Below are 26,314 nucleotides of genomic sequence, written 5' to 3'. Positions count from 1 at the left end.
AGAAACCGGTAAACGAGTGCCGGCTAGCGACCGGCGAACAAGCTGCCGGCGATCGACCGAAGAGTGGCTGGGTGCGTTCAAACGGAAATTCTGCCGCTCTCTCACACCGCGCTTCCCGGCGTGTACTCCCCGAACTCCTCGCGGAAGACGTTACAGATCTCTCCCACCGTCGCGTACGCCTTGACCGCGTCGACGATGACCGGCATGAGATTGTCGTCGCCCCGCGCGGCCTCCCGAAGGGTCTCGAGCGCCGCCTCGACGGCCTCTTCGTCGCGATCCTCGCGGATGGACTCGAGGCTTCGAATCTGCCGGCGCTCGTCTTCTTCCGTGACCTCTTGGACGTCCATCTCGGGGTCTTCGTCGACCTCGAAATCGTTGACGCCAACGATGATGCGCTCGCCGTCTTCGATCTCGCGCTGGCGGTCGAACGCAGTGTCCTGGATCTGGCGCTGGACCCACTGCTGTTCGATTGCTCGTCGCATCCCGCCGCGCTCGTCGATCTCCTCGAGGAGGTCGTAGGCCTCGGCTTCGACCTCGTCGGTGAGGTGCTCGACGTAGTAGCTGCCCGCGAGGGGGTCGACGGTGTCCGCCGCGCCGGACTCGTGGGCGAGGATCTGCTGGGTGCGCAGGGCGGTCCGGACGGACTTCTCGGTTGGCAGAGCCAGCGCCTCGTCTTTGCCGTTGGTGTGGAGGCTTTGCGTACCCCCGAGGACCGCCGCTAGCGCCTGGTACGCCACCCGGACGACGTTGTTCTCGATCTGCTGGGCGGTGAGCATCGAGCCCGCCGTCTGGGTGTGGAATTTCAGTTGCCTGGATTTCGGATTCTGCGCGTCGAAGCGCTCCTTCATCAGGTCGTGCCACATCCGCCGGGCCGCGCGGAACTTCGCGACCTCCTCGAAGATGTTGTTGTGCCCGTTGAAGAAGAAGGAGAGCTGCGGGGCGAAGTCGTCGACGTCCAGGCCGGCGTCGATCGCGGCCTCGACGTACTCGAGGCCGTTGCCCAGCGTAAAGGCGAGTTCCTGGGCGGCCGTCGAGCCGGCCTCGCGAATGTGATAGCCCGAGATGGAGATGGTGTTGAACTTGGGCACTTCCTCGGCACAGAACTCGAAGATGTCCGTGATGATCCGCATCGACGGCTCGGGCGGATAGATGTAGGTGTTCCGGGCGACGTACTCCTTGAGGAGGTCGTTCTGGATGGTGCCCCTGAGTTCGGCGCGGTCGACGCCCTGGAGGTCGCCCACGGCGATGTACATCGCCAGCAGGACCGACGCGGGCGCGTTGATCGTCATGCTCGTCGAGACTTCGTCGAGCGGGATGCCGTCGAACACCGTCTCCATGTCCTCGAGCGAGTCGATGGCGACGCCCGCCTTGCCGACCTCGCCGGCGGACATGTCGGCGTCCGAATCGTAGCCCATCTGGGTTGGCAGGTCGAACGCCATCGAGAGCCCGGTCTGGCCCTGGTCGAGCAGGTAGTGGAACCGCTCGTTGGTGTCCTCGGGTATCGAGAACCCGGCGTACTGGCGCATCGTCCACAGCCGACCCCGGTAGCCCGTGGAGTAGACGCCGCGGGTGTACGGTTCCTCGCCAGGGAAGCCCAAGTCCTCCTGGTAGTCGAGGTCGGCGACGTCCGCCGGCGTGTACAGTCGATCGACTTCCTGGCCGCCGGTGTCGGTCGTGAACGTCTCCTCGCGTTCGCCGAATCGGTCGATCACCGGTTCGACCTGCTCGTCGTGCCAGGTTTCTTTCCCCTCGCGGATCGCCTCGAGATCCTCGGCATCGAACATTATCGATGACGACGGTTTCCTGTGGCTTGAAGGTTGACAAACGAGTCGGTCAACGGAAACGCGACCGGCCGCACTCGTCCGGCGCTATCCTACGTTCTGGGCTCGGCTGCCTCTGCGTTTTCCTCCCGATTGCGATACTCATCGAGCCGACGGTCTTCCGCCGAATCCGCTCCGAACAGCCGCTCGGTGAACGTTCGTTCGGACGGTCGTTCCGAGAGCAGCACCGACCCCTCGACGACCCGGGCGACGTCGATGTGGAGGGCGTCTCGGACGAGCCGCGAGAGCAGGCCGCGCTCGGTCGCGCCCATCATGACAATTGTGGCCTCCAGGTCTTTGGCCGTTCGACAGATCGCCCGCTCGACGTCGCCCGAGTCGTCGACGACGATTTCGGCACCGTCGAGGCCGTGATCGTTCGCCCAGTCGGAGAGGAACGCTTCGCCCGCCGCCCGGTCGGCCGGGTCGTCGACGACGTGCAGGAGGGTAATCTCGGCGTCGGCGCCGGCCTCGAGCATGCGTGCGACTTCGGCGCTGAGATCTGAGTCGGGGCCGCCGGCAGTCGGGAGGAGGATCCGCGACGGGTCGAGCCCGCGGTCTTTGATCACGAGGAAGTCCGTCGGGAGGCGGTTCGTGAGTTCGTCGAGGTGGCTCTCGGCGCGGGCGGAGGTCCACAGCTGATCCTGTCCCCACCCCATGAGCACGAGGTCGGGGCGGGTCCGCCGGGCGCGGTCGAAGATTTCCTCGAACGACCGGGGAGAGACGATAGTCGACGTCCCGAACTCCACGTCGTAGCCGTCGCCGATTCGGCGAATGTCCTCAAGCAGGCGGTCGGACTCGCCAACTATTCGGTCGTCGTGGCCGCTGCTGTCGGCGACGTGCTGGGGGGCCTGAACGATGTGGACGACGTGGACCTGCCCCTTCTCTTTGGTTTCTGCCAGTGCGCAGGCGAACTCGACGAGCTGGGATTCGGTTCGCGGATTGGCGATGGGGACGAGGATCCGGTAGGAGTCCTCGTCGCGAACGATCGTCTCGACCGTGTCGACGACGGGGACGTAGGTACGCCCCGAGAGCGACCCGAGGAGCCACTCGCGGACGGAGAGTCGCCTGGTGTTCTCGTATCGGTCGATGTCGAGTCGCCGCTCGCTGGTCTGGTAGTAGTTGACGACGGTGACGAGCAGGACACCCCCGAGGGTGTTTCCGAGCAACACCGGGATCACGAACTGGGTCATTGCCGGAAAGATCACCCCAACGTCACCGAGGACGAGGGTGAGGTACACCACCTCGGTGAAGGAGACGACGACGTGGAACAGGTTGCCGAGCGGAACCGTCAGGAAAGCCAGGTAGACGACGAGCAGCCTCGAGGTTGTGTCGCGAACGGCGAAGTTGATCCAGACGACGCCCGCGACGACCAAGCCGGCGAACGTCCCTTTGAAGAAGAGACTCGTAGCCGGGGTTTCGATGCCCTTCTCGGCGAAGTAGATCGCCATCTCCGCCGATTGGGCGTCGAAGACGCCGCCGTAGGCGAGAGCCACCGCCCCGAGCGCGCCGCCGGCGAAGTTTCCGGCGAGGACGATTACCCAGTGGCGAAGCAACGTCGGGACCGACGAGAGGCGCTCGAGGACCAGCGCGACCGGTGGCAGGGTGTTTTCGGTGTAGAGCTGGTAGCCGCCGATGATGATGTAGATGAACCCCAGCGGGTAGAGCAAGGCGGCGACGATGTCGCTCTCAGTCTTCGTCGACATCGAGGCGTAGACCAGGAACGTGAGCGTGATCGAGAAGCCGCCGGCAAGCGCGCTGAAGAAGAGTTCGCGCGTTCCGGAGGTGATCTCGTGATCGGCGTCGGCGACGACGCGCTGGAAGACTTCATCGGACGAAAACCGGTCAGGCATGACCGTCCCGTACGCCGGCGCGCCACTCTCGGCCCGCTGTGGAATCTCCACTGCGGAATCGTCGTCGTCACTCATTGTCGACTCCCACTCATGGCAGGGCTAAGTGACTTTCTTCATCGGACGGGCCGTGCCGGGGTTCGAGCGTCATCGACGGCCGGTGTCGTACTTGTACGTGGCCGTGTCAGGATCGATGCCAAAGTCCTCGGGGGAATCCTCGTCGCTAGCGTCGGCGTCCCCGGATTCGTTCGCTTCCTTGAACGCTTCCCGTAGCCGTCCGGGCATCTCGAACCCGTCGACGCCTATCGCAAGTGGGACCGCGTCCGGATCGACGCCCTCCCGTTTGTCCGCCAGTCGCTCCTGTAACACGGCGGGGAGAGCCGATTCCTCGAGGCGACTGAAGCCGAACTGCGCGAGGTAGGCCCCCTCACCGGTGAGGGTGTAGACCGTCTCGAAGCCCTCGTCGTCGGCGTACTCAACTAGCCGCTCGATCACGTGGGCGCCGACGCCCTGGCCGCGCCACTCCTCGAGGACGCCGATACTCGTCAACTCGCAGACGTCGTCAGCGTCGTCGGGTTTGTGGACGCGGATGCGGCCGAACCCCGCCTTCTCCCCCGACTCTTCGTCGATGGCGACCACGTAGTCGCGCGATCGGAACGCCGTGTCGTCGAGCCCCATTGCCTCGATGTGATCGAGAAGCCAGACCTCTTCCCGGTTTTTCGCGTCCCGTACGTACATGATTCGAGCTAGGGCCGCCGCGGCCAAAAGCGTTTGTGGGGTACTCGCAGGTTTCGGCCGGCCTCGAGACGGTAACGTTCATGACACGGGACGGCAAACCTTGCCAGTGACATGGAAGGGGACCTGATCGACGAGGTGGTTCACGAACCCGACGAGGCGTTCGTCGAGTCCACCAACGTCCGGGCGTTCATGCGCGAGTACGGCATCGAGGACTACGACGACCTGATCGAGCGCACCACGACCGACCGGGGCGACGGCGAAAGCGGAGTCGAGTGGTTCTGGGACGAACTGGTCGACTACCTGGGCATCGACTTCTACGCGGACTACGACCAGGTCCGGGACGACAGCGACGGCCCGCAGTTCACCGACTGGTACCCCGGCGGCGAGCTCAACATCGCCCACAACACCGTCGACCGTCACGCCGACCTCGAGGCCGCGAACCGAAACCGGGTCGCCATCATCTGGGAGGGCGAAGACGGCGAGGTCCGGGAGATTACCTACCACGAACTCCACCGCCAGGCCAACAGGGTGGCGAACTACCTCGAGTCGGCAGGCGTCGAAACGGGCGACACCGTCGGGCTGTACATGCCGATGGTGCCGGAAGTGGTGTCGATCCTGTACGGCTGTTTCAAAGTCGGCGCCATCGCCGTCCCCATCTTCTCGGGCTTCGGCCTCGACGCCGTCGCCACCCGCATCGAAGACGCCGAGTGTTCGGTCCTCTTTACGGGCGACGGCTTCTACCGCCGCGGCAGTCCGATCACGCTCAAGGGGAGCGCCGACGACGCCATCGCCCAGGCGGGCCACGTCAAGCACACGGTCGTCTTCGATCGACTGGGCTCGAGCAATGCCGGCGACGATGAGGATGATGGCCCGGCTGCCGGCGTCGAAATCCCCTGGAACGACGCCCGCGACGCGTGGTGGCACGATGCCGTCGAGAGCCAGAGCGACGAGTATGAGAGCAAGTCGCTGCCCTCGAGCCAGGAATCGATGCTGCTGTACTCCTCGGGCACCACGGGGACGCCGAAGGGAATCGTCCACACGCACGCGGGCGTGCAAACGCAGTGTGCGAAGGAACTCCACTTCGGGTTCGACCTCAAACCCGCCGACCGCTTCTTCTGGGTCAGCGACATCGGCTGGATGATGGGGCCCTGGACCCTGATCGGCGTCCACACCTTCGGCGGCAGCGTCTTCATGTACGAGGGCGCCCCCGACCACCCGAACCCGGACCGCTTCTGGGAAATGATCGACCGCCACAAACTCACCCAGTTCGGCATCTCGCCGACCGCCATCCGCGCGCTTCGGAAGCACGGTGACGAGTGGCTCGAGGGCCACGACCTCTCCTCCCTTCGAATACTGGGCTCGACGGGCGAACCGTGGGACCCCGAGAGCTGGCAATGGTTCTACGAGAACGTTAGCGGGAGCAAGGCACCGATCGTCAACATCTCCGGGGGCACCGAGATCTGCGGCTGTTTCCTGATGCCGATGCCCGACCAGCCGCTCAAGCCGTGTACCCTGGGCGGTCCCGGCCTCGGCATGGACATCGACATCGTCGACCGGGACGGTAATTCGGTGAAAGACGATCACGAGCGCGGCTTCCTCGTCACCCGCGATTCGTGCCCCTCGATGACCAAATCGCTGTGGAGTGGCGACGAACGCTACCTCGAGGAGTACTGGTCCACCTTCGAGGACCTCTGGGATCACGGCGACTGGGCCCAGCAGGACGAGGACGGCTTCTGGTTCCTCCACGGTCGGGCCGACGACGCCTTGAACGTGGCGGGCCGGAAGGTCGGTCCCGCCGAAATCGAGGGCGTGTTGATCGATCACGAGGCCGTCAACCAGGCCGCGGCGGTGGGCGTCCCCGACGACACGACCGGCACCGCGGTCGTCGCCTACGCCATCCTCGAGGACGGCGTCGACGAATCGGAGGAACTCCGCGAGGAACTCCGGGAACAGATCGGCGAGGAGCACGGCAAACCGTTCCGACCCCGCGAGATCCTCTTCGTCGACGCCTTCCCGAAGACGCAGTCGGGCAAGATCATCCGCCGGGCCATCGAGGCCGCCTACACCGGCGAGGACCTCGGCGACCTCTCGAGTCTCGAGAACCCGGACGCGCTCGAGGCGCTCGAGGACGCCCGGTAGGGCGGTCAGGCTGTCCGCGACCGTGATGGTCATCGAGAGATGTTCGGCTACGCGATCGCGATGATGCTCCTGCTGACGCGTTCCTCGCGCTCGCGCTCACGTTCATCCTGTACTGACTCGAGACGTACTGATCCGAGCGAAACGGTATCGCCTTCTGGTTTCGAGACCGAGAATCGGTCCCGTTCGACGTCGAATCCCTCGAGAGAGCGATGCCTGCTATCGACGGCACAACACGCTTCCGTGTCACCACCCCACATACTGATGATCTGCTTTCGAACGGTACAGATGGGACCACGGAAGCAGATCGTGTATCGACTCGAGAGACAGCGAGCGTGGAGCGATTTCGACGGCGACCACACGGACACGCGCGATCCCCCACAGACACACCACGTTGCATTACGTTCAGGAACGGAGTGCGATACAATACTTTTCGCGGACTACTGCATCGAGAGCAGTTGGTCTTCCCCGTCCAGGAACGGCGTGATCGATCGGATGCGACCGGAGAACCGAAACCAGCCAGGGAACCGAAACCGGCCGGCAGCCGATACTATAAGAGACTCGAGTCCGACCCCACGTGTATGCGCCACGCACGGGGTCCCCTGCTCACGGTCGACGTGAGCGACCGGACCGCAACCACGACCGATATCGACGACGTGCTCGAGCGAACCGTCGGCGGCCGCGCGACGGCCACCGCCCTCGCCCACGACCGCATCCCGTTCGACGCCGATCCGTTCGGGCCCGAGAATCGTGCCTACCTCTCGACGGGACCGCTCCAGCAGAGCCGGATGTCCTTCACCGGCCGAATGAATATGACCGGGCTCTCACCGCTGACAGACGGCCTGGTCTCCACCAACGCCGGCGGCTACCTCTCCCGGAACTTCGTGGGAACGGGCATCAGCGTCCTCGAAGTCGTCGGCGAGAGCGACGAGTTGCTCGCGGTACACGTTACGGACGACGAGGACGGCGTCGAAGTCGAGTTCGAACCAGTCCCCAAGCTCGAGAACGCGCTCGTACCCGGAATCTCCCAGCACATGGCCGACACCCGAGACCTCGGCCCCGAACACTGCATCGCCATCGGCCCCGCCGGCGAGAACCTCGTGCGCTTCGCGAGCGTGATGACCTTCGACTCGCGAGCGTTCGGTCGGGGCGGGCTCGGGGCCGTTCTGGGGTCGAAGAACGTCAAGTGCGTCACCTTCGAGGGCGACTCCGCGCCCGACGTCGAGTTCCCGCCGGTCCAGATGGACGTTCACAAGGAAGCCGCCGAGTCCGATGACCTGATGAAACGCCAGGGGACGACTGGCGGTACCGAGTTCATCAACGACAACTTCTCCCTGCCGACGCGGTACTTCCAGGACTACGAGTTCGAACACGTGGCCGACATCGGCGGCAACGCCGTCGAGGAGAAGAAGTACAAGCGCGCGGCCTGTTCGGCCTGCGCCTACGGCTGTAAACTTCCGACCAGGGACGAGGAGACGGCCCTCGAGACCGAGGGACCGGAGTTCGAGACGGTCTACTCCTTTGGCTCCCTGCAGGGGGTGGGCGACGTCGTCGACGTGATGAAGGGGAACGAACTCTGTGACATGCTGGGGATGGACACCATCTCCGCCGGCGTGACGGTCGCCGCCTACCTCGAGAGCGAGGACGCCTTCGGCGAAGCCGACCTCGCCCACGAGGTTACCGAGCGAATTGCCTATCGCGACGGCATCGGCGACGTACTCGCCGAAGGCGTCCACCGCTGTCACGAGGAACTGGGCGTCGACAACTACACGGTCAAGGGGATGGAGTTCGCCGCCCACGACGGGCGCGTCCTCCACGGGCAGGGGCTTTCCTACGCCGTCGCCAACCGCGGCGGCGACCACATGTACGCCGGCATGCTGAGCCTCGAGTACAGCGGTGAACTCGACCCGGAGGGCACGCTCGGCAAGGCCGAGACACTGGTCGACGAGGAGAACTCGTCGGCGTTTCGCGATACAGGAATCGTTTGCGCGTTCGGCGGCGACTACGTGACCGACGAGCGACTCGAGGAACTCTTCGACGCGGATTACGCGGACCTCATGGCCGTCGGCGCTCGCACGGTCGAGCGGGAGCGCCACTTCAACAACCAGCGCGGGTTCGGCGTCGAGGACGACCGAACTCCCTACGACCTGCCGGACCTCGAGGCCGCAGTGGGTGAGTACTATGAGGCTCGCGGCTGGAACGACGACGGGACGGTTCCGGCGGGGCGAGTCGATTCGGTCGCTCCCTCCGCGGACTGACGGGGCCGAGTTCAGGTCGCCGTCACCAGCGGCTCGCCGTCAGCCCCCGTACACCGACGGCACGAGCCGATACACGTCGCCGTCCTCGAGTTCCGTTTCGAGACCGTCGAGGTGTCTGACGTCCCGCTTGTTCTTCGTCACGACCGTCTTCCCGGCGAGGGACCCCTCGTCGGCGTCGAGCAGGCGGCCCTCGAGCACCGGATAGGCGGCCTCGAGTTCGACGAGCAGGTCGTGGACGGTCTCGCCGTCCGGTTCCCATTCGGTCGTCGTCTCGCCGGTGTCCTCGCGAAACGGCCCGAAGAAGACACACACAAGTTGCACGTCTCGACGGAGGAGTCGTTCGCTCTTGTACGTACGGGTTCTGGCGCCCGTTCGTCCGGTCGTAGCCGGGGCCACTGAGTCGTCTCCGGAGTCACCGGGTCGTATCCGGAGCCACTAGGTCGTATCCGCAGCAATCAGGTCGCAACCGGAACCACCGGGTCGGCGCAGCGGCGCCCTTTTAGTGATCTACGCGCAATGGAGTCTATGCGCCACGCGATGGAAGCGGCGACGGGAACGGTGCTGGCCGTCGGCACTGCGTCCTGGCTCGAGGGCATCGGCCCGCCGGCCGAACCCGAGAATGCCGAGGACGGACGGACGTGGGCTGGCGACGACGGGAGCCAGCGAGCCGATCACCCCGTGAGCGTCTACGGCCCGGTTTCGGCCGTCGAAGAGCGGCCGCCGGGACTCGAGTCCCTCGAGACGGTCGACTGCATCATCACCGACGATGTCGAGACCGTTTCGGCCGCCTCCGCAGCACTCGAGGACGTACCCGTGATCGTCGGTCCGCCAGCCGACCGATCGGCCGTCTCCGACCGCGGTCGGAACCGAGACGGCGACCCGCTGGCGGCACATCTCGAGGCCGCGCTCGATGCCGGTGCGAACGACGTGGTCGACGTCACTACGGCCGAGCACCCCGGTCTGCTCCGACGGCGTCTCGCGGCCGTTCTCGACCGCCAGCGAGCGACGGCGGCCGCAGCGGAAGTGAACACGTGGTGCCGGACGCTGATCGAAAAGTCGCAGTCGCTGTTCTTGGTCCTGGACGACGGCGGGCGAGTAACCTTTGCCGGGCCGTCCACGCCCCACATCGTCGGTGCCGACCCCGATGTGCTCGTCGACCACCCGTTCGACGAACGCATCCACTACGACGACCGCGATTCGTTTTACCGGGCGTTCGAGGCCGTTCGCGAGGCAGACACCGGCACGTCGAAAACCTGCGAGTATCGGTACCGACACGCCGACAAAACCTGGCGCGTTCACGAGGCGGTCCTCACGAACCGGTTCGAGGACCCGGCCGTGGACGGAATCGTCGTTTCGGCCCGCGACATCACGGCCTACCGGCGGGTCAAGCACGAGTTGAGCGAGTCGTTCGACCGCGTCACCGACGCGTTCTTTTCTCTCGACACGAACGGGAACTTCACGTATCTCAACGAGAGGGCCGAAGAACTCCTCGAGACGTCGAAAGAGGAGACCCTGGGACGGTCGTTCGTCGACGTCTTCCCGGAAGCCGAAGGCGGTGACTTCCAGCGAGAGGCGATTGCAGCCCTGCAATCACAGGAGGCACGAACGATCGAGAGCTACTACGAACCGTTCAATCGGTGGATCGAAGCCCGGATGTACCCGTCACCGACGGGGTTGTCGATTTACTTCAGAGACGTGTCGAGACGAGTTCGGCGCGAACGCGCGCTCGTCGAGCGGTCCGAACGGCTCCAGGTCCTGGTCGAAAACGTCCCCGTCGTCCTGTTCGTCATCGATGACGACGGAACGTTCACCCTCTCGGAAGGGCGTGGCCTCGAGCGAATCGGGCTCGATCCAGGGTCAGTCGTCGGCCAGTCGATATACGACGTGTACGCGGAGCATCCGTCGGTCATCGGCGACGTCAACCGAGCGCTCGGCGGCGAATCGGTCCACAGCTTCCAGCGGATCAAGGATCGAATCTTCGAGACCTGGTATCGACCAGTAGTCACCGGTGGAACGGTCGAACGGATCATCGGCATTGGCGTCGACGTCACCGAACGCCGCCAGTACGACGAAACGCTCAACACGCTGTACGAAGCGACCCAGCACCTACTGACGGTCGAATCGAAACAGACCGCCTGTGAGTACATCGTCGACGTCGCCACCGACGTGCTAAACCTGGAGAACGTCGTCGTGTTCCGGTTCGACGACCGGGAGAACGAACTCGTTCCGGCCGCGTACACGACGGACCTCTTGACTGACATCGGCTCGCCACCACGGTTAGGGCCCAACAAAAGCATCTCCTGGCAGACGTTCGTCGACGGCGAAGCGAAGGTCTTCGACGACATTCGAACGTCGCCACACGTCTACGACGAGGATACCGCCGTCAGAAGCGGGCTCTTCGTCCCACTCGGTGAACACGGCGTGCTGGCGACGCTGTCGACCGAAGAGGGCCAGTTCACCGACGAAACGGTCGACCTCGCGCAGGTGTTCGGCGCGACTGCCGAAGCGGCCCTCGACCGGATCAGTCGAACCCAGCGACTGCACGAACGCGAACAGGAGCTCAAACGACAGAACGAGTATCTCGAGCGCCTGAACGAGGCCAGTTCCCTCCGCGAAGAGATCGAGTCGCTCCTGTTACGCGCGAGTTCGAGGGACGAAATCGAGACCGGGCTCTGCGATCGACTCACGGACCTCGAGGACTGTTCGTACGTCTGGATCGGCGAACCGGATCCCGGCGGCAACGAAATACTGGCGCGTCACGAAGCCGGGTACGGCCGCGGTTATCTCGAGTCGGTGACAGTGACGGCCGTCGACGACCCAGCCGCCGAACCGGCCGGTCGAACCGCTCGCACGCTCGAACCGACGAACGTCGACAACGTCGCCCAGGACCTCCGTCACGGCGCCTGGCGAACCGAAGCCCTCTCGCGGGACTTCCAGAGCGTCTACGCCGTGCCGCTCGTCTTCGACGACTTCCTGTACGGTATCCTGACGCTCTACAGTACGGATCGGACGGGGTTCGACGGACCCATCCGGTCCGTCCTGGACGACCTCGGCGAAACCGTCGCCTACACGATCAACGCCGTGCAGCGAAAACAGGCGCTCCTGGGCGGTGCGACGACCGAAGTCGAACTCGAAGTGACGACCGAGACGCCGCTGACAGCCCTCTCCAGCGTCGCGAACGCCCGTGTCGAACTCGAGGGAATTATTCAACAGGACGACGGCACATCGACCGTCTTCGCGAGCGTCGATAGCGACGTCGAACCCGACGTCCTGGACTCGATCGAGACGGTCACCGACGGAACGATCATCAGTCGAACCGACGACCGAACGGTGATCCAGCTCGAGCTGACGGAGCCGTTCCTCGCCGCCGTCGTCGACGGCCACGGCGGCCTGCTTCGATCGTTTACGGTCCACCCCGAGACGGGAACGCGAACAACGCTGGAGATACCGAACTCCGTCGCCGTCCGCGAAGTTCTCGCCGAGATGAATCGACGAGGGTTCTCGGCGTCGATGGTCGCCCGTCGGGAGCGGTCGGACGAGAACGAACGCCTGGCCGGGGACCCGAGGACGCGCGAGCGTGACCAGTTCCTGTCGCTGTTGACCGATCGCCAGCGAGAAGTCGTTCAAACCGCCTATCACGGCGGCTTCTTCGAGTGGCCGCGAGAGACCACGGGCGAGGAACTCGCCGGGTCGCTCGGGATCTCGCCACCGGCGTTCCACAACCACGTGCGATCGGCCGAGCGAAAGCTCTTCACCGCCGTTTTCGATTACGAGTGGAGTAGGGTTAATTGATTAACCCCCTTCCTACATCCTCGTTATAGAATTAACAGCCAGACTCTTTACCCACACCTGCAAACGGTCATCTGTCTTCCCATCTCTACGGGGGGTTGAAAACACGATGACTGAAACATCTTCGCCACAAATTCGCGCCGGAACGACTGAATCGTACTCGGTTCAATTCGATCGACTCGACGACGAACCGCTGAGCGTCACCGTCGCTGACGCCGTAGCGACGTTTACCGGACTCGACGTCACGGAACTCGATCCGCTTCACTACGCGATCGACGCCGACGCGCTCGAGCGCCTCTTCGAGCCCCGCGCGGAGGGGCTTCGATCTGACGGAACGGTCTCGTTTGCGTACAACGAGTGTCTCGTAACCGTCTCTGCTGGCGGCGAAATCAACGTCGAGTCACTCGACGACTGATCGGTTTTGGATTTTCTCGAGCGAGTGAGACGGGGAGCGACGCCGTCGTTGTTGGAGAGCGAGTACCGAGTAGCACGTAACGGATAACGAATCCCGAGTGTCGAGAAGCGAGTAGCAAGTAACGAGAAACGAGCAGGAGCAGCGAGCATCTGCTCATACCCAAAATATAGTGTGATATTAACACACTATATTGTATTCATTCCCCATAGGCAACGTCTTTATAGGACGTCTCGCTACGTCTGTCCATGTCATCGAAAACCCCCACATCCGAGACGATGAAGGACGTTAGCCATACCCCGCCAGCAGGAGACTCCGTCACGAACGTCTGGCACCGCGGACGAGCAGACGACGAATCGGACGAGTAAAAGTAACTGGCGGCTATCCTGACCTGGATCCGTTCTCCCTCCGCAAACGAACCATTGGCTTCAGAGCGACCGCCGTCTCCCCTTCGGAATCATCGACCTGAGTTCGCCGTGCAGATAGAGGCCGATGCCAATCGGTTCGCAGTCGCCGTCGACCTCGTGTGCGGCGATCAGATACCCCCAGTCGCCGTCCCACTCGAGCGCCTGGTCCTCGCCGTCGGCGAACCGGGCCGCTTCCGCGTCCGAGAGGTCGAAGACGCATCGGGTGGCGTGACGCCCGAACCGCTGTACGAAATCCGTCGTCGGTTTCCAGTGTTCCTGTCGCGTTCGCAAGCAGGTCATCCCCAGGGCCTCGATTTCCGCCGGTGACGGGCTCTCCCCGCTGTAGATCCAGATTTTCCCGGCCCCTTTCTCCCAGAACGTGTGCTCGTCGAACGTCTCCGCCGGGATGCCAAAGCGGTCCTCGAAGTACTCGAGCACCGCTTCGCGCGAGGCCCGACCCTCGACGCTTCGGTCGGCGTCCGTCGCCGGAAGCCGATCGAACTGCTGGCCGACGTTCGCCTCGAGGTCGTCGGCCATCAGGCGCCCACCTCCAGTTTCGCGACGAAGAAGCCGCCGGTGTCGTTGTGGTGGGGGTAGATGCGGATCGCCCGCTCGAGGCTCGAGTCGTAGGTCTCGTCGTTCCACTCGGTAACGCCGGGGGCGTACTGGAGGTCCGAGTCGAGATCCACGTCGACGACGCGACAGTCCTCGGCATCGAGGACGTGCTGAACGACCGCTTCGTTCTCCTCCGGAGCGAACGTACACGTCGAGTAGACCACAGTACCGCCCGGCCGAGTCGCCTGCACCGCTCGCCGGAGAATGCCCTTCTGAATGCCCGCCACCGAGTGCACGTGGTCCTCGGACCACTCCTCGAGCGTCGTCGGGTTCTTGCGAATCGTCCCCTCACACGAACAGGGGGCGTCGACGAGCGCGTGATCGAACTGGTCGACGGCCAGCGGTGAGAACGAGAAATTTCGCGCATCCTGGTGGGTGACCGCCAGCGACGTCGCGCCGAGGCGTTCGGCGTTGAACCGAAGGGCGGAGAGACGACCGAGGTTGCTGTCGTTGGCGACGACCGTGCCTCGGTCGTCCATCAGCGCGGCCAGCTGGGTCGCCTTGCCGCCGGGGGCCGCGCAGGCGTCGAACACGGTCTCGCCGGGTTCGGGGTCGAGAACGACGGGCGGCACCGCGGAGACCTCCTCCTGGGTGTGGACGAACCCGTGAAACGAGGCCCACGTCGACCCCGGCGAGTCGGTCTCGAGGCGGAGTACCCGCGAATTCCACGCGGCCTGCTCGTACTCGATGTCGTCGTGCTCGAGGGTCGCTATCGCTCGCTCCACGGAGGCCTTGATCGTGTTCACCCGGACGGCGATTCCGAGCGGCCGCTCACAGGCCGCCCGAAACGCCTCGAAGTCGTCAATGATCGGCCGGTACCGCTCGAGTGGCTCCATTGAGACGTGATTCGAGGGCGCTTCGCTTGTGGGTTTCGAAGCGGTTGGCGACATGGGGTCGGCACCAGGGGGATCAGCGCCAGGGGATCGACGGCCGCGGGCGCCTGCCGCGGCCGGTTTTAAGTCGTCGGACGGCGTCACCTCGACTATGTCAGAGATCCGTAGACAGGGGCCGGAAGCCGAACTCGAGGATCCAGTGCTCGTCGAAGGGTTTCCCGGCATCGGTCTCGTCGGGAAAATCGCAACCGACCACCTGATCGACCAGCTCGATATGCGCTACTACGCGAGCGTCCACTGCGACGGACTCCCCCGAATCGGGATCTACCGCGACGGATCGACGACCATCCAGCCGCCCGTCCGTCTCTACGTCAGCGAGGACGAGGACGTCATCGCCCTCCAGAGCGACGTTCCAATCAGCACGCAAGCGCTCGAGTCGGTCGCCGGCTGTCTGACCAGCTGGGCGGTCGACCACGACGCGACGCCGGTGTACCTCAGCGGCTTGCCCTCCCAGCGAGACGAACCGCCCCAACTGTTCGGCGTCACGACCGGCGACGCCGACGCCGTCGACACCTACGGCATCGATAGCCCGACGGAGGACGGCGTCATCAGCGGTCCGACCGGCGCCCTGCTCAACCGGGCGGCCGAACTCGGGACCGATTCGTTCGGGCTCGTCGTCGAGTGCAGCCCACAGTTTCCCGACCCCGAGGCGGCGAGCGTCCTCCTCGAGGACGGCATCTGTCCAATCGCCGACGTCGAACTCGACGTCGAGGCACTGATCGAGCGGGCGGGGGAAATTCAGGAACAGCGCCAGGCGTTCGCCGAACGGATGCGCGAGGTCGAATCCGCCGAGAGCACGCAGGCCCAGCCGTTGCGGATGTACCAGTAGCCGACGCATCCACGTTCGACCCGTCGCCCGAGGCGGCACCCGCAAACCCAACGCCTTTTCGACTCGTCCGCTAGCGCTCGAGTATGGATTCCAGTTCCGAACCGACCAGTGGAGACTGTCCGGCGGCGAACGGCATGCCGATGCTCGGACTCGGCACCTGGCAGAACACCGATCCGGACCAGTGTGCGGACTCCGTCCGAACCGCCCTCGAGATGGGGTACCGTCACGTCGACACCGCCCAGGGATACCACAACGAGGAGTACGTCGGTCAGGGAATCGCCGACGCCGACGTCGACCGGGAGGACGTCTTCCTGGCGACGAAAGTGTCGACCTCCAACCTCGCCCACGACGACGTCCTCGAGACGACCGAAGAGAGCCTGGGGAAACTCGGTGTCGACGCCGTCGACCTGCTGTACGTCCACTGGCCGGCCAGGACCTACAACGCCGAGGAGACGCTGACCGCGTTCGACGAGCTCTACGACGACGGCCTGATCCGCAACGTCGGCGTCAGCAACTTCGAGCCTCGTCACCTCGAGGAGGCGGTCGACCTCCTCGACGCGCCCCTCTTCGCGAACCAGGTCGAGTGTCACCCGCTGCTCCCCCAGGAAGAGGTTCGCTCGGTCTGTGCCGACCTCGACGTCGAACTCGTCGCCTACTCGCCGCTGGCTCGATGCGAAGTCTTCGACGTACCCGAGATACAGTCCGTGGCGGAGAAGCACGACGCTAGCGAGGCCCAGGTCAGTCTCGCCTGGCTCCGAGAGAAGGGCGTCACCGCGATTCCGAAAGCGACCGGCGAGGGTCACATTTCGGACAACTGGGCGTCGCTGAGAGTTGAGTTGGACGAGGAGGATCTCGAGAGGATCGACGGGCTCGAGGAAACAAAACGGGAGGTTGATCCGGATATGGCTCCCTGGAATTGAGATTGACAGCACTAGTAGTTCTCTGAGCAATTAATCGGTTCTATCGATATCTGATCTGCATCAATTCAGTCCCCGTCGACGAGAATGTCTGTTACGGTCACCTGTAGAAATGTCGTATCGGTCACCGTTCGTTTCGCTCCTCCTCCGGATGACTCTTCGATCAGCGCCGCGTCGTAGTAAAAGTCGATATTCTGGTCGACACTTTCGACGGATGCGACGAGGCCACCGTAGAATTCGACGTTGTTGTTGAACGTGACACGAGCAGGTGGTTCCACATCGGCATTTCCGGCGTAGACCACACCGACGAAAGTCGTGCCTCCGGATTCAAAGGAAATATCCGAACCGGGCCGGGAAAGAATCCAGAAGTTAGTGGCATCCTTGTCAGAGTTCTCGTGGATATTGACGTCATTACGGACTGTTAGCGAATCTCCGGTCATGTAGAGGTTAACCTGGTGTCCATTCTCGCTATCGAGCGTGACCTCCTCATCGAAGACAATATCGACATCAACGAGAATATCGACTTCACCACCGTCTTCGAGATCAACCTTGAGGGTATCGTCAGAGGAAATTTCGGCGAGGTAGTACTCGCCAGGAGTTGTTATTGTATTTCCAGTTAAACGCCCATCTTCGTCGATTGCCTCCGTGTTCTCGTTATCGTTCTCGGTCGACGTAATCCGCTCCTGTTGGCGGTCTATCTCGAGCGTCGACGAGAGCGGAGTCAACTCGATGTCGGTGGTATGCATTTCACCGTAGTGGGCGCCACTATTGATCGTGAGGCAATCCGCAGATTCGCCGACACAGTAGATGTCGCCGTTTATCTCCGCATTACTCTGATCGAGCGTTAGCTCACCGTCAATAATGATGTCAGCGTCTATCTGGGTATTGTGGTTGATAACGACGTCGTCTGCAAACCGGATCTCGAGGTCATCGACATCCTCATCCGGGGTTGCAGAATTGTACGCTTCCATATCGACGTTGTTGTTAATCTCGATATTCGCCCCGCTCGGCGGTGAGGTGATCCCAGCGTCGATTTCGAATTCATAGGGGACATCGATCACGAGTTGCATCCGTTCGTTCGTGTGATCGATGGACACGGTCCCGACATCTCCACCGTCGTCACCAACTTCGATATCCTTCTGTTCGGCAAAATATGCCGCCCAGGCGTCGTAGTACGACGATTGGATGGTAATCTCCATCTTCCCAGGTGGAAGCTCTTCAGGAAGCGAGTCGGTAGAGGTGTTCGTGCCAGCAGAACGAACGGTAAAATCCTGTCCTCGTCGCTCAGTACTCTGGAGGTTCGTAACGTGGACTTGAAGGTTGGTTACCTGGTTCTCGTCTGTAATCACGTCCACATTAGGGGCGCTGTGAAGCAGCGTTCCATCGTCCGTCGATTCCCAGAGTCCGCCACCCTGATAGGCCAGATGAGTTCCATCACGCTCGTAACTGATAGTACCAAGACCGTACGTTGTCGATTCGCTACCAGCAGCAATAGTGAGGGTGCCATCGTTTGGTTTGACACGAACGTCGTCCTCGATCGACTCGCTGAACGCTATGGATTGACCTTCCCCCGGTTCGAGCGAAACCAACTCCACCTTAGCTTGCTCGAGCGACTGCGTCGCAGCCTCGTCGCGACTCTGTGACTCGAGTTACGCAAGCGCAGTTTGTCCGACCGCAACAACGCCGACCGCAGCGATAATAACGAAACCCAACAACACTACGACGGCAATGACTTCGGCCTGTCCACGGGAATATCCCCTCGGCAGTAACGTATCGTCTCCGTGGTCAGCGTCGTCGCTCATACGCGTACTCGATAATCAGGCAATATGATAGTATCGGCCGATTTGGGGTACTAAATCGTAGAAATAGTCTCGAAAGGCGTCAAAATACGAAACTCGAGAACCCGCGTTACGCAGCCGTCACTCGCTTGGCGAGTAGTTCGGCGCTTCGTCCGTAATCACGACGTCGTGGGCGTGCCCTTCGGCCTGGCCAGCCGAAGAGACGCGAACGAACTCCGCTCGCTCCTTGAACTCGGGAATCGTCTCGGCGCCGACGTACCCCATTCCTGACTGCATCCCGCCCGCCAGCTGGTGGAGTTCCGACTGGAGCGTTCCCTTGTACGGCGTTGCCGCCTCAACGCCCTCCGGCACGTACTCCTCGTCGTCCTCCGGGTCGTCCTTCAGGTAGCGGTCGCCGTCGCCCGATTTCATCGCTCCGACCGACCCCATTCCGCGGTACTGCTTGTAGCGCTTTCCGTTCATCGTCACGACGCGACCCGGTGCCTCGTCAGTGCCCGCGAAGTACGACCCGAGCATCACGGCGTCGGCACCGGCGGCGATCGACTTGATCGCGTCGCCGGAGTAGCGAATCCCGCCGTCGGCGATTACCGGGATACCGTGCTTGCTCGCGACGTCCGCAACCTGCGCAACGGCGGTGATCTGGGGCATACCCGCGCCGGAGACGACCCGCGTCGTGCAGATTGAGCCTGGGCCGATGCCGACCTTGATGCCGTCGGCGAAGTTCACCAGGTCCTCCGCGGCCTCTCGCGTGCCGACGTTTCCGACGACGACGTCTGCGTCGACGGATTCTTTGATCTCGCGCGCTCCATCAATGACGTTCAGGTTGTGTGCGTGCGCGCAGTCGATGAAGAGCACGTCCACGTCCGCCTCGTCTGCCGCAACCGCGCGATCCGTTTCGAACGGACCGACGGCGACGCCACACCGCAGGCGCCCGGTTTCGTCTCGAGCGGCTTGCTTGTACTCCCGGCGCTGCAAGATGCCCTGCATCGTGACCAGGCCGACAAGCAAGTTCTCGTCGTCGACCACGGGAACGCGCTCGATCTTGTGCTCGTACATCAGGTCGAACGCGTCGCGCGCGTCGATGTTCTGAGGCGCCGTGATGACCTCGTCGGTCATCGCCTCCGTCACCGGGTCGTTCTCGCCGACCTCGAGGTGTGGGCGGATGTCCGTACTCGAGATGATGCCCAGCACCTCGCCGTTCGTGTTTACGACGGGGGCGCCGCCGACGCCCTCCTGGACCATCATCTCGTCGACTTCGCGGACGGTCATCTCCGGGTCGGCCGTCACCACGTCGTCGAAGGGGATGATGAGTTCGTCGGCGCGCTTGACGCGACTGATCTCCTCGACCATCTCGTCGATGTTCATGTTCCGGTGGAGGACGCCGAGTCCGCCGTGACGGGCCATCGCGACGGCCATCTCGCTCTCGGTGACGGTGTCCATCGCCGCCGAGATGATCGGAACCGAGACCTCAACGTTTCGAGACACTCGCGAGGTGAGATCCGCCTCGTCGGGCTCGACACGACTCTCCTTCGGCCGGAGCAAGACGTCGTCGAACGTCAGCGCTTCCGGTACGCGTAATTTCGCAGAATACGGCTCGTGCTCGGGAACGTCGTTCGCCATGTAAACTGTCCGGAACCGTCGGTAAAAAGCGTTCCGAGACTCCCTCGAGCGTGTGGTACTTTACGGCATTCTCGATATTCGATGCGATGGCGGTGTCGACATCGGCAATTATACTGGAACCGACATCGGCACTGACGCTGGAAGCGACGCTGGAACCGTCACTGGCACCGGTACTAACACAATTCGCAGTGTCACGCTCTGGCGGGCAACTTTTGCCCCACGAGGGCGGTCTGTGTTGAAAACTCTCGTCCAATCGGCTACGACAGGAACTATTCTCTGGTGTTACTCGCGTTTCGGTTACGATTTCACGGTTCGTGTTCAGCAATCTCACACAACGTTTAATAATACAGGTCCACTCGTTTCGAGTATGCACGCTGTGAACTTCCGCGATTCCCGACTCGCCGGCCGGACGACGTTCGACTCCGTAGCCGCGATTTTCTTTGGGAATTGCCCACTCACAGCGCGAGGTCTTCGGCTTGGGCGGAAACGCTCAACGTCGACGTCGGTGCCGACGGCGACGCCGATGGACTGGCTTCCGCTCCAGCAGCCGCTGCGGGACCGTTCACCTCGTTACCCCCATCCCCAGGCCTCGGGTCACGGCCATCGTTCGTGATCGATGAGTACGTCACAACACCCCGTCGCCCTCCGTCTCGAGCGGTTAGTCGGCGGTGACGCCAGACTCCTCGCCCTGGTGATGGCCCTCCCGTTGGTCGACGGCATCTTCGTCGCCCTTATCCTGGCCGGCGCCCTCGAGACGCCGACGAGCGCCGTCCAGGTCGGCCTCCTCATCTTCGGCGGCAGTGCGACCCTCGCCGTTATCCTTGCGGAGATGCAGGGGACCGTCCGCGAACAGGTTCGCGTCGTGCTGATCGTCGGCATCCCGCTGATCGTGCTCGCGGCCATCCAGGCCGCGCTCGCGCCGGCGATCGAGAGCGTGATCGAGACGGCCACCTTCGAGCGATTCGCCGCGCTGGTCATCCTGGCAATCGCCGCCAAGACCGCGAGCGCCACCGTCGGCGAGTACCTGCCGAGTCCCGGCGTCATCATCGGACTGGGGCTCGTCGCCAGCCTCGAGCCCACGGGTGCGGAGTTCGCGCTCATGGACGACCCGCAGTTGGTCGCCAACGCGACGCTGGCTGCCGTGATCGGCGTGGCGTTCGCCCTCTCCGTGGCCGTCAGCGGTCCGTACCTGCGCGAGTACATGGACCTCAACCGGTTCCGGTTCGGGAGCGCCGTCGCGCTTGGTCTGTTGCCACTCTCGATCATGGGGATGGCCTTCGGGCAGGCCCCGCTGGCTGCGCTCGTTGTCGCCGCGTTGTTCGCGCTGGATCCGGACACGGATGACGAATCGGACGCCCCGTCGGTCAGTTCCGGAACCCAGACCGATGGCGGCGTCAGTTCGGAATCGGCGGCGGAAGCGACCGACTCCGAACGCGAGGACGCGAACGTGACCGTCGACGAGTCGAACGGTGACGCCGATCCGTACCCGGGCGACGACACGACGTCGACCGCTGGACGTGCCCCCTGGCTCTAGACTCGAGTCGGGACTTCGTCCGATTTGGACGAGCGCTCGAGTCGCTGGTTCGGTCGCAAACTCTCCCCTGAATCGTAACTGCTTTAGGCTGGATCACCCAACGATTGCTCGAGGGGTCGTGGCCAAGCCAGGCATGGCGACTGACTCCAGAGGTCCCGCGCCCGGGACGACACTCCAGACTGATATACTGATCGGGCACCTGATCAGTGTCCGTGTGATGACCCTCTGGAGTTCCGAGGCGCACCGGAGATATCAGTCGATCGGGGGTTCAAATCCCTCCGACCCCATCTGAAATAAAAGGCACGGAGAGTCTTCTCTCGCCTTCTCGACATACTTCTAACCAAGGGTGGTCTGCGTGAGTTCCACGCCCTGGACGCCGGTCGATCGGTCGACCTGTGACCACTGTGGTGCCCACGTTAGCGAGCAATTCCGGCGGGTCTACGGCGACTCGTCGGACCGTGCCCACCGCTGCGGCGAGTGCGATTCGTTCCGTCGACTGAGTCGCGGGACCGGCGCCGGCGTCGACGTCGCGATCCCCGATCCCGAGATCGCGCCGGGCCGCCACGGAGGTGAGGCTGATGTCTGACTTTGAGTGGCCGGAGTCGTTTCCACGGACGCCACCGAAGAAACGTGAGGTCTACCCGGGGAACTTCCGCGTTCAGACTCGGTGCGCGTTCCAGAACATTCTCGGCGAGCTGCAATCGTGGGATGGCGTTACCGACGTCCAGCTCGAGAGTGGTGCCGATCATCTCAAGCAAAATCCGAATCTTCCCTACGCCAACGCCACGAAGCCGGATGATCCGGGCGTCGTCGCCTACTTCACGAAAGACGGCGAGCAGATGGCTGCGGCCTGTGATCGGTGGGATAACCTGCGCGACAACGCGCAGGATCTCTACCACTACCTGCACGAGACGCGGATGCAGGAACAGCGCGGGACGGTCACCGCCGAAAGCGAATATCAGAAACTTCGACTCCCGAGCGCTGGTGAGGCTGTCGAAGCCGCGCCGTCACCTCACGCCGTCCTCGAGGTCGCCCCTGACGCTGCCAGCGGCGAGATTCGAGATGCGTATCGAGAGCGAATCAAAGAAGCCCACCCCGATAACGGCGGTTCGGAAACCGAGTTCAAACGGGTTCAGGGAGCTTATGAGACGCTGACTACCGGGGGTGACTCGGCGTGAACGAAAGCGCTCATTCCTCGAGCGGTACGAAGCACTGCCCTACCTGCGATGAAGAGATGTACCCCCACAACGGTCTGTGGTGGTGCGACGGTTGCAACCGCGAATACTGGCAAGAAGGTAATTCGTGGTTCTGCTGCGGTGTCGACGGCGACGCGCGTTCGGTCCATTTCGAGGCGTCCTCGTGTCTGTTTGACCGATGGAGGGGGAAGGCGTCAGATAACATCGAGAAGTGGGGACTACAGCGCGAGGAGACGCTGTTATTGGCGATTCAGGAGGAACTCGGGGAACTCACTCAGGCACACCTCGAAGCTACGCACGAAGGCGGTGATCCTGGCCGAGTAGCCGAGGAGTTAGACGACCTGGGCGCGTTGCTCATTCAACTTTACGAGTCCCACAGAAATCGCTCACTGCAGGCGGGAACGGAGGGTGATCGCGATGTCTAAGAACGGCACTGACCGGCCGATCAAGCACTGTTCGCGCTGTAGCGAAGCGTTCTGGATCGGCGTGATCGCAGACATAGCTATAGCCGGTTGTAATTCACTGGTTCAAAAACCGAGGAATCGGTATTCACGGTTGGTGGTTGGTGGGTGCGCCGCAGGCACCCGATCCCCATTTTCCTGCGGCACTCTCGAGTTGACAGGCTATCACCATAGTTTGGTAGACAAACGTCCATTCTTGCCAAAAATTTCGAAGTTTGATTACCGACTTCCACACTCAACTAGGCACTCTTTCCCACAACTTGAGAGTTCCATACGAAACAGAGGGGGTGTCCAGCGGTGAGCCGTCTCATCGAAAACAACGAGTGCGTTCGTTGTGATGAATCCGTCGACGGCCTCCGTTCGCTCTGTCCCGAGTGTATTCGAGAGGTTCGCCGTGCTCGAGGTGGGCCGCTATGAGCCACGCCGTCGAGACGATGGCGCGGTCCAGGCAGGCGGGCGACCGCGCCGAGACAGCCGTCCTCGAATTAGTCGACGGCCTTCGGTACGTCCCCGATTCGGAAGGCCAGCACTACGACGCCGTCGCTGAAACGGTGATCGTACCCCATCGAGAGCTTCCCTTCGTCGGTATCTGTCTTCTCGAAGCCGATGCTGTTGTCGAGATCAAGAGCGTTGCTGTCGTCTACGGACAGAACCAGCGCCGAGGTCGGTTCAGTCTTCGACGCGTTCAACACCAGAGTCTACTCGAGGAGGGCGGCGTCTACCTGTTCGCCGTCTGCACGCCGAACAGCCGGGAGATTATCGGAATGAAGGTCGTTCCGGCCACCCAGGTCGATCACCTCCTCGAGTCGGTGACCGACGGCTGGCGGACCGCGGGCGACGGTCGCGAAGACTATTCGCAGCTCGCCTGGACACGAATCTTCGATTCGAGCGAACTCCGCCAGCGAGGTGATGAGCTGTGAGTACCGAGCACGTCGGTGACGATCGTGACCTTGAGGTCGAACTAGCGAGCCCGGCCGCCGGCCGAATCGGATTGCCCTTCGACGCGATCTGTACCGGCTGCCAGCGTATCGCGGTAAAGCGGGCGAGCCTGGAAGACGTCGGACATGAGCCGCAGGCCAACCTTGAGGAACTCGAGGCGGGCGACTGCACGTCGTTCAAGCACATCTGCCATCGCTGTCAGACCTGTACGTGGTGGAATCCGGTGGCCGTGCTCACCGGCCTGATCCGGGCCGATCAGGAGGAGGACTGAGCCCATGTCCCAACCCGAGACCACGCCCCACGAGAGCCACGGGCGATGGAAGTGGGACACCTGGGGCCGCGGGCCCTACGATGCCCTCTCGAGCGTGATGCTCGGTCCACCGTTCGAGGGACACCTGAAACTGGACGTCGACGTCGACGGCGAGCCCTGGCACCTCGAGGTCACCTACTCCAAATCGGGATTCAAACCGCGGCCTCGAGACAACATCAACGCCTCGAGGCTCTACGAGTGGGATATCAAGGGCCGCGGACCGGGCGAGGCGAAAGCGTCGTTCAATATTTCGCCGCGGTTCCCGAACATGCGTCACTGGGAAACCGGCGACCCGGTGGGCCTTCCCTGGGAAAACCAGTTCGGCGAGGTCGACGGCGTCGACGTCGAGTACGAACCCTCGAACGTCGAACCCGAGCGAACGCTCGAGTTGCTACCCGAGTTCTACGCGGCGATCTTCGAGGAAGCCGGCGAGTCGGTGTACCCCGAGTACTTCCGGAAGCCGCCACACCCGACGTACAGCCGCGAGTGGGCACACGAGCGCTACGTTCGGATGCGTCGCGAATGGGCCGAGAAACTGGCCTCGGCGGGCGTCCTCCAGAAGATCACGCACCACCTGACCGACATGGAGGGCGTCATCGCCGAGTTGAAGATCAATAATAAGGAGGTTGTCAACCACCAGAACCGGTTGGTGCTCGACCCGGCGGCAGTGAGTGAACTGCTCCCCGGCCACAGCTACGGACGGAAGTTCGAGATCTACCAGCTGAAAGATCCCGATGCGGTCTCGAAAGATCACCCGTCCTACCACCCGAAGGTCGAGGTCCTGGTCAACAAGAAGATGAACGACCGCGAGGCATGGGCATGGGCCGAGCGGCGTGAGGTCGTCGAGGAGATCGACGAGACGCTGATGAACTTTATCAACTGGGACGACATCCCGCTTGCGCCCGACGCAAGCGCCGTGTACGTCGCAGACGACCACTTCGAGGCCGTCGCTCGAGATGATCCGGTCGAACTCTACCCGGACCCGACGCCGCGCCTCGAGGCGAAGAGCGACCATCTGTTGCTGACGACGCTTCGCGATCTCGGGAAGACGCCTCGAGACGTGGCCGAGAAGGTCTCGACCGATGGCGGCGTGACCGTCGACGACCTGGCCGACGAGCTGGGGAAACATCCGTCGACGATCTACCGGGCGATCGAGGAACTCGGTGAACTACTCGACCTCGAAAACGGCCAGGTCTCTTACCGGGCCCGGAAGTATCGCGAGGAGATCCGGGCGCTCGTCGAGAGCGCCGAGTACGGCATTGAGAGCTACGCCGACCGTATCCAGCACATTATGGGCCTCGCGGATCACGTAGCCGAGTGCTCGCCGTTCCAGAAATGGCTGGCCGAACACGGCGCCGAGCTCGAGTTCGACCAGGAGGGCGAGCCGAAGCGACTCCGCATCGACACGATCCTATCGACGCTGAAGGCCTCGAGCTTCGAGAGCGCCCAGGAGGTCGCCCGAGAGGCGATCGAGAAGTGGCGTCACTCAGGAAACGACCCAGCGTTGTTCTCGAGGGTGCCGATGCTGTGGCGGACACCTGGAGGCGACACGGAAACGCGACCGGTTGGCCGACTCGCGCCCGACTGGTAGCGCGGCCCTCGTGAGTGGCTACACTCTTTCGTACCTTCTTTTCAGCAAGTAATATTGTACTCAATTCGTGAGTGTTCAACTCCGGTTGTGTTCCGGTCCTCGAGGGGTAGGGCTCCGGCGCGATCGGGCCGGGGCCTCAGCGGGGTCAATTCGCACTGAGTGCGAACGCCCCCTTGCGGCGTGTCCCCAAGGGGACAAAGCCA

Annotated in this window: 24 protein-coding genes and 1 tRNA gene; 15 read left to right on the top strand and 10 right to left on the bottom strand. The window is 63.1% G+C overall.

The genetic code is table 11. From position 1 onward, the window contains the following. Nucleotides 1-101: 101 nt before the first annotated feature. The 3 genes from NGM29_RS13815 to NGM29_RS13805 all read right to left on the bottom strand — a co-directional run bounded on the left by NGM29_RS13815 (nt 102) and on the right by NGM29_RS13805 (nt 4,405). Nucleotides 102-1,784: an acyl-CoA mutase large subunit family protein gene (locus NGM29_RS13815; RefSeq protein WP_254156916.1), complete on the bottom strand. Its 1,683-nt coding sequence runs from the start codon at nt 1,782-1,784 to the stop codon at nt 102-104. Between the two features lie 89 nt (nt 1,785-1,873). Further along, nucleotides 1,874-3,745 (bottom strand): formate/nitrite transporter family protein, encoded by a 1,872-nt coding sequence (locus NGM29_RS13810; protein WP_254156915.1) that lies wholly within the window; start codon nt 3,743-3,745, stop codon nt 1,874-1,876. Nucleotides 3,746-3,814: 69 nt separating this feature from the next. After that, entirely contained in the window at nt 3,815-4,405 is a 591-nt protein-coding gene (locus NGM29_RS13805; RefSeq protein ID WP_254156914.1) for a GNAT family N-acetyltransferase, read from the bottom strand. Between the two features lie 111 nt (nt 4,406-4,516). Here NGM29_RS13805 and NGM29_RS13800 point away from each other — a divergent pair, with 111 nt between their 5' ends. Beyond that, entirely contained in the window at nt 4,517-6,544 is a 2,028-nt protein-coding gene (locus NGM29_RS13800) for an AMP-binding protein (protein ID WP_254156913.1), read from the top strand. Nucleotides 6,545-6,591: 47 nt separating this feature from the next. Here NGM29_RS13800 and NGM29_RS13795 read toward each other — a convergent pair whose 3' ends face one another. Next, nucleotides 6,592-6,909 carry a hypothetical protein gene (locus tag NGM29_RS13795; protein WP_254156912.1) on the bottom strand — a complete coding sequence of 106 codons (318 nt, stop codon included), beginning with the start codon at nt 6,907-6,909 and terminating at the stop codon, nt 6,592-6,594. 213 nt (nt 6,910-7,122) lie between these two features. Here NGM29_RS13795 and NGM29_RS13790 point away from each other — a divergent pair, with 213 nt between their 5' ends. Then, nucleotides 7,123-8,799 (top strand): aldehyde ferredoxin oxidoreductase C-terminal domain-containing protein, encoded by a 1,677-nt coding sequence (locus tag NGM29_RS13790; protein WP_254156911.1) that lies wholly within the window; start codon nt 7,123-7,125, stop codon nt 8,797-8,799. 39 nt (nt 8,800-8,838) lie between these two features. Here NGM29_RS13790 and NGM29_RS13785 read toward each other — a convergent pair whose 3' ends face one another. Continuing rightward, the gene (locus NGM29_RS13785) at nt 8,839-9,120 is read right to left on the bottom strand and encodes a ubiquitin-like small modifier protein 1 (protein WP_254156910.1); all 282 of its coding nucleotides are present in this window, start codon (nt 9,118-9,120) and stop codon (nt 8,839-8,841) included. A gap of 195 nt (nt 9,121-9,315) precedes the next feature. Here NGM29_RS13785 and NGM29_RS13780 point away from each other — a divergent pair, with 195 nt between their 5' ends. The 3 genes from NGM29_RS13780 (at nt 9,316) to NGM29_RS21605 (ending at nt 13,368) form a co-directional block, all read left to right on the top strand. Beyond that, a complete protein-coding gene (locus NGM29_RS13780; RefSeq protein ID WP_254156909.1) occupies nt 9,316-12,591 on the top strand; it encodes a PAS domain-containing protein in 3,276 nt (1,091 codons plus the stop codon). Nucleotides 12,592-12,697: 106 nt separating this feature from the next. Continuing rightward, a complete protein-coding gene (locus NGM29_RS13775; protein WP_254156908.1) occupies nt 12,698-13,003 on the top strand; it encodes a HalOD1 output domain-containing protein in 306 nt (101 codons plus the stop codon). A gap of 245 nt (nt 13,004-13,248) precedes the next feature. Continuing rightward, on the top strand, nt 13,249-13,368 hold the full coding sequence (locus tag NGM29_RS21605; protein WP_484549573.1) for a DUF7989 family protein: 120 nt from the start codon (nt 13,249-13,251) through the stop codon (nt 13,366-13,368). A 60-nt stretch (nt 13,369-13,428) separates the two neighbouring features. Here NGM29_RS21605 and NGM29_RS13770 read toward each other — a convergent pair whose 3' ends face one another. Both NGM29_RS13770 and NGM29_RS13765 read right to left on the bottom strand, forming a co-directional pair. Beyond that, entirely contained in the window at nt 13,429-13,944 is a 516-nt protein-coding gene (locus tag NGM29_RS13770) for a DUF7122 family protein (protein WP_254156907.1), read from the bottom strand. After that, nucleotides 13,944-14,858 carry an RsmB/NOP family class I SAM-dependent RNA methyltransferase gene (locus NGM29_RS13765; RefSeq protein ID WP_254156906.1) on the bottom strand — a complete coding sequence of 305 codons (915 nt, stop codon included), beginning with the start codon at nt 14,856-14,858 and terminating at the stop codon, nt 13,944-13,946. The genes NGM29_RS13770 and NGM29_RS13765 overlap by 1 nt, the downstream gene beginning before the upstream one ends. A 148-nt stretch (nt 14,859-15,006) precedes the next feature. Between NGM29_RS13765 and NGM29_RS13760 the strand changes: the two genes are divergently transcribed. Beyond that, a complete protein-coding gene (locus NGM29_RS13760) occupies nt 15,007-15,744 on the top strand; it encodes a proteasome assembly chaperone family protein (RefSeq protein ID WP_254156905.1) in 738 nt (245 codons plus the stop codon). A gap of 83 nt (nt 15,745-15,827) precedes the next feature. Further along, nucleotides 15,828-16,664 (top strand): aldo/keto reductase, encoded by an 837-nt coding sequence (locus NGM29_RS13755; protein WP_254156903.1) that lies wholly within the window; start codon nt 15,828-15,830, stop codon nt 16,662-16,664. A gap of 65 nt (nt 16,665-16,729) precedes the next feature. Here the strand turns inward: NGM29_RS13755 and NGM29_RS13750 are convergent, their stop codons facing one another. From NGM29_RS13750 to guaB, 3 genes are all read right to left on the bottom strand, one after another. Further along, nucleotides 16,730-18,256: a DUF7289 family protein gene (locus NGM29_RS13750; RefSeq protein ID WP_254156902.1), complete on the bottom strand. Its 1,527-nt coding sequence runs from the start codon at nt 18,254-18,256 to the stop codon at nt 16,730-16,732. A gap of 54 nt (nt 18,257-18,310) precedes the next feature. Further along, nucleotides 18,311-18,463, bottom strand: a complete 153-nt coding sequence (locus tag NGM29_RS13745; RefSeq protein WP_254156900.1) for an archaellin/type IV pilin N-terminal domain-containing protein — start codon at nt 18,461-18,463, stop codon at nt 18,311-18,313. 117 nt (nt 18,464-18,580) lie between these two features. Continuing rightward, nucleotides 18,581-20,080, bottom strand: coding sequence for an IMP dehydrogenase (gene guaB, locus NGM29_RS13740; protein ID WP_254156899.1), 1,500 nt, complete (start codon nt 20,078-20,080; stop codon nt 18,581-18,583). 616 nt (nt 20,081-20,696) lie between these two features. Here guaB and NGM29_RS13735 point away from each other — a divergent pair. The 8 genes from NGM29_RS13735 to NGM29_RS13700 all read left to right on the top strand — a co-directional run bounded on the left by NGM29_RS13735 (nt 20,697) and on the right by NGM29_RS13700 (nt 26,111). Then, on the top strand, nt 20,697-21,614 hold the full coding sequence (locus NGM29_RS13735) for a DUF5794 domain-containing protein (protein WP_254156898.1): 918 nt from the start codon (nt 20,697-20,699) through the stop codon (nt 21,612-21,614). A 112-nt stretch (nt 21,615-21,726) separates the two neighbouring features. Then, a tRNA-Trp gene (locus tag NGM29_RS13730) sits at nt 21,727-21,901 on the top strand. A gap of 59 nt (nt 21,902-21,960) precedes the next feature. Further along, on the top strand, nt 21,961-22,200 hold the full coding sequence (locus NGM29_RS13725; protein WP_254156897.1) for a DUF7563 family protein: 240 nt from the start codon (nt 21,961-21,963) through the stop codon (nt 22,198-22,200). After that, the gene (locus NGM29_RS13720) at nt 22,193-22,792 is read left to right on the top strand and encodes a J domain-containing protein (RefSeq protein WP_254156896.1); all 600 of its coding nucleotides are present in this window, start codon (nt 22,193-22,195) and stop codon (nt 22,790-22,792) included. The genes NGM29_RS13725 and NGM29_RS13720 overlap by 8 nt, the downstream gene beginning before the upstream one ends. A gap of 56 nt (nt 22,793-22,848) precedes the next feature. Beyond that, on the top strand, nt 22,849-23,235 hold the full coding sequence (locus NGM29_RS13715; protein WP_254156895.1) for a nucleoside triphosphate pyrophosphohydrolase family protein: 387 nt from the start codon (nt 22,849-22,851) through the stop codon (nt 23,233-23,235). A gap of 449 nt (nt 23,236-23,684) precedes the next feature. Then, on the top strand, nt 23,685-24,191 hold the full coding sequence (locus NGM29_RS13710) for a PD-(D/E)XK family putative nuclease (protein WP_254156894.1): 507 nt from the start codon (nt 23,685-23,687) through the stop codon (nt 24,189-24,191). Beyond that, the gene (locus tag NGM29_RS13705) at nt 24,188-24,481 is read left to right on the top strand and encodes a hypothetical protein (protein WP_254156893.1); all 294 of its coding nucleotides are present in this window, start codon (nt 24,188-24,190) and stop codon (nt 24,479-24,481) included. The genes NGM29_RS13710 and NGM29_RS13705 overlap by 4 nt, the downstream gene beginning before the upstream one ends. A gap of 4 nt (nt 24,482-24,485) precedes the next feature. Beyond that, nucleotides 24,486-26,111: a DUF7845 domain-containing protein gene (locus tag NGM29_RS13700; RefSeq protein ID WP_254156891.1), complete on the top strand. Its 1,626-nt coding sequence runs from the start codon at nt 24,486-24,488 to the stop codon at nt 26,109-26,111. Nucleotides 26,112-26,314 lie beyond the last annotated feature (203 nt).

Origin of the sequence: Natronosalvus rutilus, assembly GCF_024204665.1 — an archaeon.
GTDB lineage: Archaea > Halobacteriota > Halobacteria > Halobacteriales > Natrialbaceae > Natronosalvus > Natronosalvus rutilus.
The sequence above is the reverse complement of the archived record's forward strand: the minus strand, read 5'-3'. Positions and strand labels throughout refer to the sequence as shown.